The following is a 16,491-nucleotide window of genomic DNA, read 5'->3' as shown; positions in this document are numbered from 1 at the left end:
CCCGACGGGACTCTGACACCACCACGGCACACCGCTTGCATCACCCGGGCTGACCCCTCAGGAGATGCACCGCCGTGGCAGCCGACAAGAACGCAAGCAAGTCCAAGCCCGAGAAGGGCGACAAGCCCAAGGGTGGCAAGTCGCTGCTGACCATCGGACTGGTGGCCGTGATCGCGGCCGGCGCCGCCGGCGGCGGCGCCTGGTACTTCACCAGCCATGGCGCCAAGGAGGAGAACGCGGGCGAGCCCAAGGCCAAGAAGCCGGGCCAGGTGCCCGCGCCCGCCCAGTACTTCGCGCTGGAACCGCCTTTCGTCGTCAACCTCGTCGGCGAAGCCGGCGGTGCCCGCTACCTGCAGGTGGAAGTGCAGCTGATGACGCGCGATCCCGAAGCGCTGACCGCCATCCAGCTGCATGCGCCCGCCATCCGCGCGCGCCTGCTGATGCTGTTCGCGCAGCAGGACGCCACCAGCCTGATGTCGCGCGAAGGCAAGGAGCGCCTGCAGAGCGCCGCCCTCGGCGAAGTCAAGGCGCTGCTCGTCGCCGAGACCGGCAAGCCCGCCGCCGAGTCGCTCCTGTTCACCAGCTTCGTGATGCAGTGACGGAACCCCGCCGCCATGATGACCAGTGACCTGCTGTCGCAAGACGAGATCGACGCCCTGCTCAACGGCGTCGACACGGGTGCGATCGAGACCGAAGAGCCGCCGCACGATCCCAGCATCGCGCGGACCTACGATTTCGCCAGCCAGGACCGCATCGTGCGCGGCCGGCTGCCGACACTGGAGATGATCAACGAGCGCTTCGTGCGCACGTGGCGAATCGGCCTGTTCAACCTGCTGCGCCGCTCGGCCGAGCTGTCGGTGCGCGGCATCGAGACCGTCAAGTTCAGCGACTACCTGCATTCGCTCTACGTGCCCACCAACCTCAATCTGGTGAAGTTCAAGCCGCTGCGCGGCGTGGGCCTGATCGTGTTCGAGCCGAAGCTGGTGTTCACCATGGTGGACAACTTCTTCGGCGGCGACGGTCGCTACCCGGCCAAGATCGAAGGCCGCGAGTTCACCGCCACCGAAATGCGGGTGATCCAGCTGCTGCTGAAGCAGACCTTCGCCGACCTGATCGACGCCTGGGCGCCGGTGATGCCGGTGGACTTCGAGTACATCACCAGCGAGGTCAACCCGCACTTCGCCAACATCGTCAGCCCGCGCGAGTACGTCGTGGTCAGCCGCTTCCATGTGGAACTGGACGGCGGCGGCGGCGACCTGCACGTCACCCTGCCCTACTCGATGCTGGAACCGATCCGCGAACTGCTCGACGCCGGCATCCAGTCCGACCGCGTGCACGACGACGACAGCTTCCGCGTGACCATGCACGAACAGCTGCGCACCGCCGAAGTCACCGTCTCCAGCGTGCTGGCGGAGAAGCGCATCAACCTGCGCGAACTCACCCGCCTGAAAGTGGGCGACATCCTGCCCATCGACGTGCCCAAGTCCGTGCCGGTCTGCGTCGAGCAGGTGCCCGTCTTCACCGGCGAATTCGGCATTTCCAACGGACAGAACGCCGTGAAGATCACCGCCCACCATCCGCCCGGCGGCCGCCACCAGCAAACCGCGAACGCCCGCCCCACCCTCGCACCCGTCGCCTTCCAGGACGCCACGCCATGATTCCCGAGAACGAAGAAGCCCTCGCCACCGCCTTCGGCGACACCGAGCTTGCCGACAACGGCGCCCACGCCGGCCACGACGCGGACATGAGCCTGGACGTCATCCTCGACGTGCCGGTGACGCTGTCGCTGGAAGTCGGCCGCACCCGCATGCCCATCCGCAACCTGCTGCAGCTCAACCAGGGCTCGGTGGTGGAACTGGAGCGCGGTGCCGGCGAACCGCTGGACGTGTTTGTCAACGGCACGCTGATCGCGCACGGCGAAGTCGTGGTGGTCAACGACCGTTTCGGCGTGCGCCTGACCGACGTGGTCAGCCCCAGCGAACGCATCCGCCGCCTGCGCTGAGCCGATCGCCATGCACGCCTTCACCCTGCTCGCCACCGTCGCGGCACCTGCCCAGAAGATCGGCCAGCACGCACCATCCACGCCGGGCATCGGCGGCGCGCTCGTCGGCCTGATCCTGGTGCTGGGCCTGATCCTCGGCCTGGCCTGGCTGCTGAAGCGCCTGCCCGGCGCCGGCCTCGGCATCCGCCCCAGCGAACAGCTGCGCGTGGTGTCGATGCTGTCGGTCGGTGCCAAGGAGCGCGTGATGGTGATCGAAGTCGGCAAGGAGCAGCTGCTGATCGGCGTGAGCGCCGGCGGCATCACCGCGCTGCACACACTGCCCGAACCGCTGGTCGTCGCGCCCGCGCCGACGATGCCCAACTTCGCCGAACTGCTGGCCAAGCGCCTGCGCAAAGAGTCCTGAGATGCGTCGCTTCCTCCTTTCCCTGATCTGCCTGCTGTGGCTCGCCGCGCCGACGATGGCGTTCGCGCAGGCCGCCACGGCGCCCGCTGCCGCACCGGCCGCTGCGGCACCCGCCGCGCCTTCGGCACCGACCCTGCCATCGATGCCGAAGGTTAACGTCGGCCAGGTCGGCGACAACACCGTCAGCCTGCCGCTGCAGACGCTGCTGCTGATGACGGCGATCACGCTGATCCCGTCCGCGCTGCTGGCGATGACGGCGTTCACCCGCATCATCATCGTGCTCGGCCTGCTGCGGCAGGCGCTCGGCACCGGCCAGACGCCCTCCAACCAGGTGCTGGTGGGCCTGGCGCTGTTCCTTACCATGCTGGTGATGATGCCGGTCGGCGAGAAGGCCTGGGCGGAAGGCATGGCGCCGTATCTCAACGGCCAGATCGATTTCTCAACCGCGTGGACGCTGACCACCGGCCCGCTGCGTGACTTCATGCTGGCGCAGGTGCGCGAGACCGACCTGATGACGTTCGCCGGCCTGGCCGGCCACGGCAGCTACACCGGCCCGGACGCGGTGCCATTCCCGATCGTCGTCGCGTCCTTCATCACCAGCGAACTGAAGACCGCGTTCGAGATCGGCTTCCTGATCTTCATCCCGTTCGTGATCATCGACCTGGTCGTGGCCAGCGTGCTGATGTCGATGGGCATGATGATGCTGTCGCCGATGCTGGTGTCCGCGCCGTTCAAGATCCTGCTGTTCGTGCTGGTGGACGGCTGGGTGCTGATCGTCGGTTCGCTGGCCGCCAGCTTCAACGCGGTATGACCGCGTTGAAGCCGGGAATCGGGAATGGGGAATCGGGAGTGGCCATTCGCATGACCCGTCTCCTACCCCTTATGGCCCATCACCTTCGCGCTCTCCCATTCCCCATTCCCTATTCCCTGTTCCCGGCCTTCCCATGAGCCCCGAAACCGCCCTCACCGAACTCCGCGGTGGCCTCGAGATCGCCCTCTGGGTCGGTGGCCCGCTGCTGCTCGTCGTCCTGGTCGTCGGTGTGGTCATCGGCGTGATCCAGGCAGCCACCCAGCTCAACGAGCCGACCATCGCGTTCGTCGCCAAGGCCATCGCGCTGACCGCCGCGCTGTTCGCCACCGGCAGCTACCTGCTCGGCGTGCTCGTGGAATACACGACGACGCTGTTCCAGCGATTGCCGCACCTGATCGGCTGACGGCGCGGACGCGACGCGATGGATGCCGCCACCCAGATGGTGATCGACGGCCAGCAGGCCTTCGGCATGATCAACGCCATCCTGTGGACCATGCTGCGCACCGGCGCACTGCTGATGGCCGCACCGCTGATCGGCACGCGCGCGGTCTCGGTGCGCGTGCGCGTGATCATCGCCGGTGCGCTGGCGATGGCGCTGGCACCGCTGCTGCCGGGCACGCCGGACCGCATCGCCTTCGACGCCAGCACCGTGCTCAACGTCGCGCGCGAACTCGCGGTCGGCGCCAGCATGGGCTTCATGCTGCGGCTCGCCTTCGAAGCCGGCGCGATGGCGGGCGAACTGATCTCGCAGGGCACCGGCCTGGCATTCGCGCAGATGTCCGATCCGTTGCGCGGCGTGAACTCGGGCGTCGTCGGCCAGTGGTTCTACCTCGCCTTCGGCCTGCTGTTCTTCACCGCCAACGGCCACCTCGCGCTGGTGTCGCTGCTGGTGGACAGCTACCGCTCGCTGCCGATCGGCACGGCGCTGCCCGACGTGCAGCAGGTGCTGGAGATCGCACCGATGCTGTTCACCCACATCCTGCGGGCCGCCGTCGGCCTGGCGCTGCCCGTCATGGTGGCGATGCTGGCGGTGAACCTCGCGTTCGGCGTGCTGGGCCGCGCCGCGCCAGCGCTGAATCCGATCCAGCTCGGCTTGCCCACGGCCCTGCTGCTGGGCCTGTTCCTGCTGGCGCTGCTGGCCGGCGAACTGGGGCCACCGGTGCAGCGCGTCTTCGACCTGTCGTTTGACGCAGCGCGGCAGATCACCGGCTGACGGAACGCGCGTCATCGACGTGAAAAGGTGTCGGAACGCACGTTTGACGGCGGGCCGATGGCTGGTTTCACATCTCATTTGCGTCGGCTGTTCCACAAAATGCACGAAGTTGTGCAGAATGGGGACGAGGGAGCTGCAACGTACGCAAGCGCATGGACTGGAAAGGATCCAGCCCCAGACAGCAGCGCTCCCCCGCGAAACGGAGATTGCCTGTGAGCCACAGCCCTACCCACAAGCGACGCACCAGCCAGGAAACGCGGGAGGCCGTGCTCGCCGCCGCACGCCGGCTCTTCTTCACCAAGGGATTCGACCAGACCACGCTGATGGACCTGGGCGAGGAAACCGGGCTCAGCGCGCGCGGCGTCATCCTGCATTTCGAGACCAAGGCCGACATCATCGCCACGCTGCTGATCCGCGACTACACGGCGCGCAAGGCGCCGATGGTCGAGCGTCCGCAGGGATCGACGCATGCGCAGCGCATCCTCGACTTCTACTTCTGGATGGCCCGCGAAGACGCGGCCAACTTCATCGCCTTCCCCGCGCTCTGGAGCGTGTCGGCGCGCTGGTCGCCGGCGGTGGAAACCGAAATGAACACCGCACTGCGCCGCATGCGCGAACCGGTCCGCCTGGAGCTGAGCCGCGGCATGGGTGCGGGCGAGTTCCGCGGCCTGGACATCCAGCATGCCGACGAGATGATCTGGCAGAGCTACCAGCATGGCCTGCGTGCCGTGTCGGTGAACGGCGGCACGCCGGCGATGGCGGTGCCGCAGGTGTTCAAGACGCTGGAAGCGCTGTCGGCCTGAGGCGGCGCCCACCGGGCGCGCATGCACCCCCTGCGGACGGCCTCCTTCGGGAGGCCGTTTGCGTTGTCGACCACCGCCTTCGATGTCCTCGCACGATGAGGTCTTCCGACAAAGCGGACGAGGGGTCTGCGTCCACCGCGAACGCGCGACGGCATCGCGCGGAACGTGCACGCCGCACGCGCCGTGCTCGCGCCAAGCGTGATCTCCATCACCCCGGAGATCACGCGACGCCCTACACTGCGCGGGCCTTCGCGGCGCTGTTCCGTCCGTTTACCCGATTCCCTTGAACACGCCACCCTCCGACCCCGAGCGTCCGCAACCGGCCCTCTCGATGAAGCCGAAACGCCGCGACTTCCGCCTGGACATCATCGTCCTGCTGGGCACCATCACGGCGGTGACGATCGCGTCGTTCGGCCTCTACCGCGGCTGGCAAGGTCAATGGGCGATGGCGGTGTTCGACCTGGGCGTCGTGCTCGCGGTGGCCTCGCCGGTCGCCTACGCCTGGCGGACCGGCGATGCCCGCGCCGGCAACGTGCTGGCGGTGCTCAATACCGCTGCTTCGTTCGGCGCCTGCGTGATGCTGGGCCACACCGCACTCGGTTGGACCTATCTGGTGCTGCTCACCAACTTCTTCATCGCCCATCGCTGGACGGCAGTGATCTGCAACCTGCTGCTGATCGTCGCCATGCAATTGCTGCCGGGGTTCTTCCACGACGGCGTGCATGCGCTGTCGATGGCGGTCAGCGCGGTGCTGGTGACGGTGTTCTCGCTGATCTTCGCCGCCCGCACGCAGGACGACCGTGTACAACTGGAGCGGTTGGCGGCCATCGATGCGCTGACCGGTGTACCCAACCGGCGCAGCATGGAGCGCGCACTGAGCGAAGCCGTGGACCGGTTCCAGCGCGGCGAGTGCTGTTTCGGGCTGGTCGTGCTGGACCTGGACCACTTCAAGGACGTCAACGACCAGTACGGCCATGCGGCGGGCGATGCCGCCATCGCCGACCTGGCCTCGATCCTGCGGTTCGAGATGCGCCGCAACGACCAGGTGTTCCGCTTCGGCGGCGAAGAGTTCGTGGCGCTGCTGGAACTGGACAGCCGCGACGCACTCGAGTCCGCCACCGAACGCATCCGCAAGTCGGTAAGGGGCTCCCTGCGCGGACCGGGCGGCCGCATCACCATCTCGCTGGGCGCGGCGCTGCTGCGCGAACAGGAAAAGACCTGGCACGACTGGTTCTCGCGCGCGGACGCCGCGCTGTACCGCGCGAAGATGGCCGGCCGCGACAGCTACGTCATCGCGGACGACCTGTTCTAGGCCCACGGGGCGTCGCCTCCATCTCCCGCCGTAGCGCCTCCGTCGTCCCGGCGAAAGCCGGGGCCCTTTTGCTCCTGATCCGGACACCTCGGCAGTCAGGGGCAATGGATTCCAGCGTTCGCTGGAATGACGGGACCAGGCGCTGTCGATCTCGGCCGTCGTCCCAGCGAAAGCTGGGACCCATTTGCTTCTGATCCGGACGTACCGGCAGTCACGGGCAATGGATTCCAGCCTTCGCTGGAATGACGGGACCCAGGCGATGTCGATCTCCGCTGTCGTCCCAGCGAAAGCTGGGACCCATCTGCTTCTGATCCGGACGTACCGGCAGTCACGGGCAATGGATTCCAGCGTTCGCTGGAATGACGGTATCGGGATCATCTGCCGGTAGAACGGACGTCCGTCGAAGACCCGCTTCTTGCCCACCACCACCGGTACAGCACCGGCAGCACCACCAGCGTCAGCAACGTCGACGAGACGATGCCGCCTATCACCACCGTCGCCAGCGGACGCTGCACCTCCGAGCCCGCACCGACGTTGAACGCCATCGGCAGGAAGCCGAGCGAGGCGACCAGTGCGGTCATCAGTACCGGGCGCAACCTACCGAGTGCTCCCTCGACGACCGCGTCGTCCAGGCGCATGCCCTGTTCGCGCAGTTTGCGGATGAAGGCGATCATCACCAGGCCATTGAGTACCGCCACGCCCGACAGCGCGATGAAGCCGACGCCGGCGGAGATCGACAGCGGAATGCCGCGCAGCGCCAAGGCGACCACGCCACCGGTCAACGCCAGCGGCACGCCGGTGAAGACGATGGTTGCGTCCTTCGCCGATCCGAATGCCCAGAACAGCAGTGCGAAGATCAGCACCAGCGTCGCCGGTACGACGACGGCGAGACGTTGGCTGGCGGAGATCAGCTGCTCGAAGGTGCCGCCGTAGTCGATCCAGTAACCGGCAGGAAGCTTGACTCCGCCTGCGACGCGATCCCGCAGATCGTCGACGAAGCCACCCAGGTCGCGGCCCCGCACGTTGGCCGTCACCACCACGCGGCGCTTGCCGTTCTCGCGGTTGACCTGGTTGGGGCCGAGCGCGGTCTCGATCTTCGCGACCTCGCGCAACGGCACCGTGCCCGGCGTTCCGGAACGCCAGCTGGCCGAGCGCGTCGACTCGTCCTCGTTGCCGGCGCCGCCCAATGGAATGGGGAGGTCGTGCAGCGCGGCGGGATCCTGCCGCATCGCTTCCGGCAGGCGCACGACGATGTCGAAACGGCGATCACCTTCGAACAGCTGCCCCGCCACCTCGCCACCGACCGCCGTCGCCACGGTGTCCTGCACGTCGCCCGGATTCAGGCCGTAACGGATCAGCGCCTGGCGATCCGGCGTGATGGTCAGCAACGGCAATCCGGTGGCCTGCTCCATGCGCACGTCCGCCGCACCGTCGACGGACTTGGCCACGGCTTCGATGCGTTCGCCCACCTCCACCAGCGTGTCGAGATCGTCCCCGTAGAGTTTGATCGCCACGTCCGCACGCACGCCGGAAATCAGCTCGTTCATGCGCATCTGGATGGGCTGGGTGAACTCGTAGTTGTTGCCGGGGATCTCGGCGACCGCCTGCTCGATCTCGGCCACCAGCATCGCCTTCGGCTTGCGCGGGTCAGCCCATTCGCTGCGTGGTTTCAGCATGACGAAGGTGTCGGCCACCGACGGCGGCATCGGATCGGTCGCCACTTCCGCCGTACCGAGTTTGCCGAATACGCGGTGCACTTCCGGGAACTGTTTGATCCGCGCCTCCAGCGTGGACTGCATGCGCACGGCCTGATCCAGGCTGGTGCCGGGAATGCGCATGGCGTGCATGGCGATATCGCCTTCATCCAGGCTGGGGACGAATTCCGTACCCAGCCGCGTGGCCAGCAGACCACACAGCACGACCAGCGCGAACGCGCCGCCGGCCACGACGAGCCGCGCACGCAACGCCCATGCCAGCACCGGCGCATAGGCGCGACGGGCCCAGACCATCACGCGCGTTTCCTTCTCCTGCACGCGGCCTCGCAGGAACAGCGCGATGGCGGCCGGCACGAAGGTGAGCGACAGCAGCATCGCGCCGGTCAGCGCCAGCACCACGGTGATCGCCATGGGATGGAACATCTTTCCCTCCACGCCGGTGAGCGCGAAGATCGGCAGGTACACGGCGGTGATGATGCCCAGGCCGAACAGGCTGGGCCGGATGACCTCCGCCGTCGCGGACGCCGTCGCATCCAGCCGTTCCTCGTCCGTCAGCAAGCGTCCGAGCCGATGCTGCAGTTCGCCGAAGCGGCGCAGGCAGTTCTCGATGATGATCACCGCACCGTCGACGATCAGGCCGAAGTCCAGTGCACCCAGGCTCATCAGGTTGCCCGACACGCCGCCGCGGACCATGCCGGTGAGCGTGAACAGCATCGACAACGGAATCACCGCGGCCGTGATCAGTGCCGCACGGATGTTGCCCAGCAGCAGGAACAGCACCACGATCACCAGGATCGCGCCTTCGACCAGGTTCTTGGCCACGGTGCGGATGGTGCGGTCGACCAGCGACGTGCGGTCGTACATCGGCTCGGCGCGCACACCGGATGGCAGGCTGCGGTTGGCCTCGGCGAGTCTTGCGGCGACCGCCTGCGATACCTCGCGGCTGTTGGCGCCGATCAGCATGAAGGTGGTGCCCAGCACGACTTCCTTGCCGTCCAGCGTCGCCGCGCCGGTGCGCAGTTCCGGTCCTTCGCCGACCTGCGCGACATCGCGCACGCGGATCGGCACGCCGTCGCGGCGGTCCAGCACGATGTCGCGGATGCCGTCGAGATCGGCGACCTGCCCGGGTGCACGCACGAGGAACTGCTGGCCATTGCGCTCGATGTAGCCCGCGCCGACGTTCTGGTTGTTGCGCGACACCGCCTGCACCACGTCGTGCAGGGTGAAGCCGAGCGCCACCAGCCGTGCCGGATCGGGCGTGATGTGGATCTGCCGTGCGAACCCACCGATGGTATTGACCTCGGTCACACCCGGCACGTTGCGCAGCTGCGGTCGTACCACCCAGTCCTGCAGCGTGCGCAGGTCGGTGGCGGTGTACGGCGTGCCGTCCTCCTTGCGCGCCTTCTCCTCCGCTTCCACCGTGTACATGAAGATCTCGCCCATGCCGGTGGCGATGGGACCCATCTCCGGCTCCAGGCCGGCGGGCAGTTGCGACTTCACCTGCTGGATGCGTTCGCCGACCTGCTGGCGGGCGAAGTAGACGTCGGTGCCGTCCTTGAACACCACCGTCACCTGCGACAGGCCGTAGCGCGAGATCGAACGCGTGTAGTCGAGGCCCGGCAGGCCGGCGAGCGCGGTCTCCAGGGTGAAGGTCACGCGCTGTTCTGCTTCCAGCGGCGAGTAGCCGGGCGCCTCGGTGTTGACCTGCACCTGCACGTTGGTGATGTCGGGGGTGACGTCGATCGGCAGCTTGCCGAAGCTCCACACGCCCACCGCGACCAGTAGCAGCGTCAAGGCCAGCATCAGCCAGCGGTGCGTGATGGCGAACCGCAGGATGCGCTCGAGCAGGCCGTTCGGTTGCAGGGTGCCTTGCTCAATGATCATGCGAAGCCCCCGATTTCTCGATGTCCGCCTTCACCAGATAGCTCTGCTCCACCACGACCTGGTCGCCCGCCTTCAGCCCGGACAGCACTTCGACCTGCTGCGCATCGCGCTTGCCCAGTTCGACCGGACGGATCTCGTAGGTATCGCCGACGCGCACGAACACCACGTCCCAATCGCGGAACGTCTGCAACGAGGCGAGTGGCACGACCATTGCCGCCGGCTGCTGTTCGACGGTGATGCGCGCCTTCACCGCGGAACCGGGGCGCCACAGACCATCTGCGTTCTCCAGCGTCGCCCGCGCCACCGTGCTCTGGCTGGCAGTGGCGGTGCCCGGCAGCACGCGCTCCAGCGTGGTCTGCGCGGTCGCGCCATCGCTCAGGCGCGTCACCGTCACCGGTACGCCCGGCACGATGTGCTGCGCGTCGGAGCCGAAGATGTGCAGATCGACCCACAGCGAGGACAGGTCGGCGACTTCGAACAGCGTGGCGCCCTCGCCCGCCACGCTGCCGACGCTGGCGTTGCGCGCGAGCACCACGCCGCTGATCGGCGAGGTGACGGAGTACGTGGTCAGGCTGAGGTTGCTTTCGACCGTCGCCAGCGTCTGGCCAGCCTGTACGCGGTCTCCGACGTTGACGGCGAGACGGCGGATCGGGCCCGGGAAGCGCGCGGCGACATTGGCCACGCGCCCTTCGACCGGCGTCAGCAGGCCCTGCACCTCGTGCTCGTCGGCGATCGTGCCGGCCCGCACCGGCGCGACGCGGATGCCTGAGTCTTCCGCGATTTTCGCGCCGATGGTGGTGCGGCCTTCATAGCTGTCGTAGGCCCAGCGCAGCGATTTTCCTTCCACCTTCGCAAGCACTTCGACATCGAAGGAATGCGGCTCGCCGACCACGCTTTTCGCCAGCAAGCTGCCATCGGGCTGTGGCTGCAGTACGTGGTTCTCGCGCACGTTGCCGAGGCGGACCACGCGGACCTCCACGCTGCCCGCCGTCGCCGGCAGCGGTTTGCCGTCGCGGTACAGCCAGGCCTGGTACGCGGGCGGCGTGCCGGACTCGGCGATGGCCAGTTCGACGCGATAGCCGTCCTGTTCCAGCAGGCGGCCGCCGTGTTCGCCGCGTACCGCTTCTTCTTCGCCGTGGCCGGCTTCGCTGCCGTGGTCGTCGGCGTGGTCGTCCTTGCCACCGCAGGCGGCCAGCATCAGCGAAAGCGCCAGCGCGCTCATCAGGGGACGCAATGTCATGGAATCATTCCTTCTTCTTGGGCGGCAGGCGCAGCGACGAACGCCTGCCCCGTGAGCCGCTGGAGTTCGATCAGGGCCGCCTGCGCATCGAGCGCGGCGTCCAGTTGCTGGCGACGCGTCGCCGTGGTCTCGGATTGCAGCTGGGCCCATTCCAGGTAGCTGATGGCGCCGCCGCGGTAGGCGCGCTCGGCGGCCTGCTCCGCGCGCAACAGGCGCGGCAGCACATCGTCGCGCGTGCGCTGGACCTCGAGCTGGGCGACGCGGTAGCGGCCGTGCGCATCGGTCAGCGTGGAGTACAGCGCGATATCGCGGGATTCGCGCTCGATCTCCAAAGCTGCCAGGTCCGCTTCGGCCGCGCGGATGTCGGGTGCGGCGCGACGGGCACCGCCCAGTGCCAGCGACACGCCGCCGACCAGGGCGGTGTCGCCGCTGTCCTGCATCCGACGGACGCCGACCTGCCAGTCGAGATCGGGCGTGGACGCGCTCCGTGCCAGCCGGACCCGCGCTTCCCGGATCCGGCGCTCGTCGGCGAACTGGGCCAGTTCGGGCGTGCCTTCGAGCAACGATGCCAGCACCTCCACGTCGTCGATCGCCGGCAATCCCAGCGGATCGCCGACGACCACCTCGAAACGCGGAGCACGCTCGCCCCACAGCGCGGCGAGATGCTGGCGCGCGGCGGCGTGCTGCTGGTCGGCACGCGCCAGGGCCAGTTCGGCGCGTGCCAGCGCCGCCTGCGCAGTCAGCACGACCGACTCGGGCGAAGCACCGGCCTGCAGACGCTGACGGGCGCCGGCAACGGTGCGCCTGCGCTGCGCGATGTCCTGCTCGGCGATGCGCTGCTGCGCCCGTGCGCCGGCGACGGCGACGTAGCGGCGGGCGACATCGGCCAGCAGGTCCAGGCGCTGCGTCTCGCGCTGCATGGCCAGGGCATCGATGCGCGATTGCGCCAGCGCGCGGCGCGCATCGAGCTTGCCGCCACGTTCGAGCACACCGGCGAGCGTCAGCGTGACTTCGGCCTGGCGGACGCCGCTGGCGTCGCCGGTGCCCAGCACGTTCTCGATGTCCAGACCGGCGCGCAGCGCGGGACGCAGCATCGCGACGTCCCGCTCGGCCAGCAGGATTCCGGTGCGCGCGCCGAACAGGCGCAGATCGGGATGGACGCGGGCGACGCGCGCGATGGCATCGTCCAGCGTCAGGGTTTCAGGGGGAACAGCAGGCGATGGCGCCTGTGCGTGCACGCACGGCGCGATCGCGAAGGCGGCCACTGCCGCCAGTCGCAACCACATGGGAAGTCTCCGGAATCGGTGATGGAACGCCGGCGCGACGCGAAGTCAGGCCGGCCGCGGCATCACGCGGAGATCGGAGGACGCAGCAGCGAAGCGCGGGGGGCGTAGGCCACCGGCACCGTCGCCATGACGGGGGCCGCGATGGGCAGGATCAACGCCGGCACGCGCATGGGCGCCGGCATGATGGCCGTCAGGTGGCCGCAGCAATGGCTGGCATGCATCAAGGCATGCAGCAGGTCGCCCGGATCCGCCTCGTCGTGATCGTGCTCATGACCGGCCGCATTGCCTTCGTGCTCGCCCACCACATGCAGATGGGCGGCGCCGCTGCCCAGCTCGTGCAGGTCTCCCAGCGAGGCGAACACCGGATTGGCCAGCACCGCCAGCAACAGCACCGCCAGCGCAGGCAGGCGCAGCAGCAAGCAACGGCGGTGGCGAAGCAGACGGAACATCGGGCGACATCGTAGCCGCGCCTCGCTGCGTTAGACAATTCCACGCCGTTTTCCCGTCCCGGACTGGAACGGGTCTTGCAGCGAGGCAACCGACCCCGTCGGAACCACGCCATGTCTGAGCAGGACGAAAGCGGCGAACGCACTGAATTACCCACCGAGAAACGACTTCGCGAAGCACGTGAACAGGGCAACATCCCGCGTTCGCGCGAGCTGGCGACGGCGGCGGTGTTCGGTGCGGGCGTGCTGGCGATCATCGCCATGGGGCCGGGGCTGGCGCGCAACGCGCTGGGCTGGATGAAGGTCGCCCTCACCCCGGACCCGCTGCTGATGCGCCAGCCCGACCAGCTGTTCGGCTACGTCGGCCTGATGATGCTGAAGCTGCTGGCCGCCATCGCCCCGGTCGCCGCGATCTGCGTGGTCGCCGGCCTGGCCGCGCCGGTGGCGATGAGCGGCCTGCGGTTCTCGCAGAAATCGCTGATGCCCGATTTCAAGCGGCTCAATCCCGCCTCCGGCCTCAAGCGCCTGTACGGCCCCGAGGGCCTGGCCGAACTGCTGAAATCCCTGCTACGCGTGGCCCTGATCGGCGGCGCGGCGACCATCTGCCTGAAGCTGGGCCTGAACCCCCTGCGTGAGCTGCTGACCATGCCGCTGGAACAGGCGGTGCGCAGCGGCCTGTCGTTCACCAGCACCCTGCTGCTGGCGACCACCGGTGGGCTGATCCTGCTGGCCGCCATCGACGCGCCGTACCAGAAGTGGAACTGGCTGCGGAAGCTGAAGATGACCCGCGAAGAGCTGCGCAAGGAGATGAAGGAGAGCGAGGGCAGCCCCGAGGTGAAGGGCCGCATCCGCCAGATGCAGCACCAGATGTCGCAGCGCCGGATGATGGAGGACGTGCCCACCGCCGACGTGATCGTGGTCAACCCGACCCACTACGCGGTGGCGCTGAAGTACCAGGCCGGCCAGATGGGCGCCCCCACGGTGGTGGCCAAGGGCGTGGACGAACTGGCCATGCGCATCCGCGAGGTCGCCGACGCCCACCGCATCGCCATCGTGTCGGCGCCGCCTTTGGCACGCGCCTTGTATCGCGAAGGTCAGCTTGGCCGGGAAATCCCCGTGAGAATGTACGCCGCCGTCGCCCAGATCCTCTCCTACGTCTATCAACTGCGTGCCTGGCGCGTGGGCGAAGCCCCCCTGCCCGACCTGCCCGCCGTCGACATCGACGAGCACGGAGGCAAGGCATGAGCGCACAACCGGCCGGCGGCCTGCGCTGGATGGAGATGTTGAAGAACGGCCTCGGCGCGCCGCTGGTCGTGCTGGCGCTGCTGGCCATGATCGTGGTGCCGCTGGCGGCGCCGGTGCTCGACGCGCTCTTCAGCTTCAACATCGCCATTTCGCTGGTGGTGCTGCTGGCGGTGATCTACGTGAAGCGGCCGCTGGACTTCACCATCTTCCCGATCATCCTGCTGATGACCACGATGCTGCGCCTGGCGCTGAACGTGGCGTCCACGCGCGTGATCCTGCTCAACGGCCAGAACGGCCACGACGCCGCCGGCAAGGTCATCGCCGCGTTCGGCGAGTTCGTGGTGGGCGGCAACTACGCGGTCGGCATCGTGGTGTTCGCCATCCTGACCATCATCAACTTCGTGGTCATCACCAAGGGCGCGGGCCGCATCGCCGAAGTGTCGGCGCGTTTCATCCTGGACGCGATGCCCGGCAAGCAGATGGCCATCGACGCCGACCTCAACGCCGGCATCCTGACCCGCGAGGAAGCCAAGGCCCGCCGCGAGGAAGTCCGCGCGGAAGCCGACTTCTACGGTTCCATGGACGGCGCCAACAAGTTCATCCGCGGCGACGCCATCGCCGGCATCCTGATCCTGTTCATCAACCTGCTGGGCGGGTTCGCCGTGGGCATGTTCCAGCACGGCATGCCGGCGGCAGAAGCCGCCTCGACCTATACGCTGCTGTCGATCGGCGACGGCCTGGTCGCCCAGCTGCCGGCGCTGCTGGTGTCGTCGGCCGTGGCCATGCTGGTTACCCGCGCCTCGCGCTCGGAAGACATGGGCCAGGCCGTGATGGGCCAGGCCTTCGGCCAGCACAAGGCGCTGGCGGTGGCCGCCGGCGTGCTGGGCCTGGTCGGGCTGGTGCCTGGCATGCCCAACGTCGCCTTTTTGACGCTGGCCGCCGGCATCGGCTACCTGGCCTGGAAAATGTGGAAGCGCACCCAGGAAGGACCCGAGGCCGCAACCGGCGACGTGCCCGCGCTGGCCGGACCGGGCGCCGCGCCCGACCGCAATGCCGAACTGACCTGGGACGAGCTGCGTCCGGTCGATCCGCTGGGCCTGGAGGTCGGCTACCGACTGATTCCGCTGGTCGACAAGAACCAGGGCGGCGAGCTGATGTCGCGCATCAAGGCGGTGCGCCGCAAGCTGACCCAGGACCTGGGCTTCCTGGTGCCGCCGGTGCATATCCGCGACAACCTGGAACTGCCGTCGAATGGCTACCGCCTGCTGGTGCACGGCGTGCCGGTGGCCTCGGCGGAAATCCATCCCGACCGCGAGCTGGCGCTCGACCCGGGTGGCGCCTTCGGCACCATCGACGGCATCCCCGGCAAGGATCCCGCCTTCGGGCTGGATGCGGTGTGGATCCAGTCGCACCAGAAGGCCACCGCCGAGTCACTGGGCTACACCGTGGTCGATCCGGCCACGGTGATGGCCACCCACCTCTCTCACCTGGTGCGCGAACACGCACCGGAACTGCTCGGCCACGAGGAAGTGCAGCAGTTGCTGGCCCAGCTGGGCCGCAGCGCGCCGAAGCTGGTCGAGGACCTCACTCCGAAGGCGCTGCCGCTGGCCACCGTGGTGCGCGTGCTGCAGAACCTGCTGATCGAGCGCGTGCCGATCCGCCAGCTGCGCCGCATCGCCGAGTCGCTGGTGGAGTTCGCCCCGCAGAACACTGACCCCGCCGCGCTCACCGCCGCCGTGCGCACCTCGCTGGGCCGTTTCATCGTGCAGGAGATCTCCGGGATGGCGCCGGAACTGCCCGTCTATACCTTGGCGCCGAATCTGGAACGCGTCTTGCAGGACAGCACCCAGGGAACCGGCGCGGCGCTGGAACCGGGACTGGCGGAACGCCTGCACCAGAGCCTCGCCGATGTGGTGACCAAGCAGGAAGCCCGCAGCGAGCCTGCGGTGGTGCTGGTACCGGGAACGGTCCGCGCCGCCCTCGCCCGCCTGGTCCGCCACAGCGTCCCCTCGCTGTCGGTGCTGGCCTACAGCGAGGTTCCCGAGGACAAGCGGTTGAAGCTGGTCGGGACGATCAGCTGAGGCCGGGAATGGGGAATAGGGAGTGGGGAATCGAAGGCGATGACCTACCC

Annotated in this window: 15 protein-coding genes; 11 read left to right on the top strand and 4 right to left on the bottom strand. The window is 68.2% G+C overall.

What is annotated here, in order from left to right; translation table 11 throughout:
* Nucleotides 1-74: 74 nt before the first annotated feature.
* The 9 genes from CSC78_RS13975 (at nt 75) to CSC78_RS13935 (ending at nt 6,544) form a co-directional block, all read left to right on the top strand.
* Nucleotides 75-599 carry a flagellar basal body-associated FliL family protein gene (locus CSC78_RS13975; RefSeq protein ID WP_162338476.1) on the top strand — a complete coding sequence of 175 codons (525 nt, stop codon included), beginning with the start codon at nt 75-77 and terminating at the stop codon, nt 597-599.
* Between the two features lie 15 nt (nt 600-614).
* Nucleotides 615-1,658 carry a flagellar motor switch protein FliM gene (fliM, locus tag CSC78_RS13970; RefSeq protein ID WP_162338475.1) on the top strand — a complete coding sequence of 348 codons (1,044 nt, stop codon included), beginning with the start codon at nt 615-617 and terminating at the stop codon, nt 1,656-1,658.
* Entirely contained in the window at nt 1,655-2,002 is a 348-nt protein-coding gene (fliN, locus tag CSC78_RS13965) for a flagellar motor switch protein FliN (protein ID WP_162338474.1), read from the top strand. Before fliM ends, fliN begins: the two co-directional genes overlap by 4 nt.
* Nucleotides 2,003-2,012: 10 nt before the next feature.
* Nucleotides 2,013-2,405 carry a flagellar biosynthetic protein FliO gene (gene fliO / locus CSC78_RS13960; RefSeq protein WP_162338473.1) on the top strand — a complete coding sequence of 131 codons (393 nt, stop codon included), beginning with the start codon at nt 2,013-2,015 and terminating at the stop codon, nt 2,403-2,405.
* Between the two features lie 55 nt (nt 2,406-2,460).
* Nucleotides 2,461-3,216: a flagellar type III secretion system pore protein FliP gene (gene fliP, locus CSC78_RS13955; RefSeq protein WP_379608878.1), complete on the top strand. Its 756-nt coding sequence runs from the start codon at nt 2,461-2,463 to the stop codon at nt 3,214-3,216.
* Between the two features lie 133 nt (nt 3,217-3,349).
* Nucleotides 3,350-3,619, top strand: coding sequence for a flagellar biosynthetic protein FliQ (locus CSC78_RS13950; RefSeq protein ID WP_162338471.1), 270 nt, complete (start codon nt 3,350-3,352; stop codon nt 3,617-3,619).
* Between the two features lie 18 nt (nt 3,620-3,637).
* Entirely contained in the window at nt 3,638-4,429 is a 792-nt protein-coding gene (gene fliR, locus CSC78_RS13945; protein ID WP_162338470.1) for a flagellar biosynthetic protein FliR, read from the top strand.
* Nucleotides 4,430-4,641: 212 nt separating this feature from the next.
* A complete protein-coding gene (locus CSC78_RS13940) occupies nt 4,642-5,232 on the top strand; it encodes a TetR/AcrR family transcriptional regulator (protein ID WP_162338469.1) in 591 nt (196 codons plus the stop codon).
* A 331-nt stretch (nt 5,233-5,563) separates the two neighbouring features.
* Nucleotides 5,564-6,544 (top strand): GGDEF domain-containing protein, encoded by a 981-nt coding sequence (locus tag CSC78_RS13935; RefSeq protein WP_162338468.1) that lies wholly within the window; start codon nt 5,564-5,566, stop codon nt 6,542-6,544.
* 374 nt (nt 6,545-6,918) lie between these two features.
* On the opposite strand, the gene CSC78_RS13930 is transcribed toward CSC78_RS13935, so the two are convergent.
* The 4 genes from CSC78_RS13930 to CSC78_RS13915 all read right to left on the bottom strand — a co-directional run bounded on the left by CSC78_RS13930 (nt 6,919) and on the right by CSC78_RS13915 (nt 13,118).
* On the bottom strand, nt 6,919-10,107 hold the full coding sequence (locus CSC78_RS13930; RefSeq protein ID WP_162338497.1) for an efflux RND transporter permease subunit: 3,189 nt from the start codon (nt 10,105-10,107) through the stop codon (nt 6,919-6,921).
* 25 nt (nt 10,108-10,132) lie between these two features.
* The gene (locus CSC78_RS13925) at nt 10,133-11,383 is read right to left on the bottom strand and encodes an efflux RND transporter periplasmic adaptor subunit (RefSeq protein WP_162338467.1); all 1,251 of its coding nucleotides are present in this window, start codon (nt 11,381-11,383) and stop codon (nt 10,133-10,135) included.
* The gene (locus tag CSC78_RS13920; protein ID WP_162338466.1) at nt 11,380-12,669 is read right to left on the bottom strand and encodes a TolC family protein; all 1,290 of its coding nucleotides are present in this window, start codon (nt 12,667-12,669) and stop codon (nt 11,380-11,382) included. Before CSC78_RS13920 ends, CSC78_RS13925 begins: the two co-directional genes overlap by 4 nt.
* Nucleotides 12,670-12,731: 62 nt before the next feature.
* A complete protein-coding gene (locus tag CSC78_RS13915; protein WP_162338465.1) occupies nt 12,732-13,118 on the bottom strand; it encodes a DUF2946 family protein in 387 nt (128 codons plus the stop codon).
* Nucleotides 13,119-13,229: 111 nt separating this feature from the next.
* On the opposite strand from CSC78_RS13915, the gene flhB reads away from it, so the two are divergent.
* A complete protein-coding gene (flhB, locus tag CSC78_RS13910; protein ID WP_162338464.1) occupies nt 13,230-14,360 on the top strand; it encodes a flagellar biosynthesis protein FlhB in 1,131 nt (376 codons plus the stop codon).
* Entirely contained in the window at nt 14,357-16,441 is a 2,085-nt protein-coding gene (gene flhA / locus CSC78_RS13905) for a flagellar biosynthesis protein FlhA (RefSeq protein ID WP_162338463.1), read from the top strand. The genes flhB and flhA overlap by 4 nt, the downstream gene beginning before the upstream one ends.
* Nucleotides 16,442-16,491: the final 50 nt, after the last annotated feature.

It is taken from the genome of Pseudoxanthomonas japonensis, from assembly GCF_010093445.1.
GTDB classification, from domain to species: Bacteria; Pseudomonadota; Gammaproteobacteria; order Xanthomonadales; family Xanthomonadaceae; genus Pseudoxanthomonas_A; species Pseudoxanthomonas_A japonensis.
The sequence above is the reverse complement of the archived record's forward strand: the minus strand, read 5'-3'. Positions and strand labels throughout refer to the sequence as shown.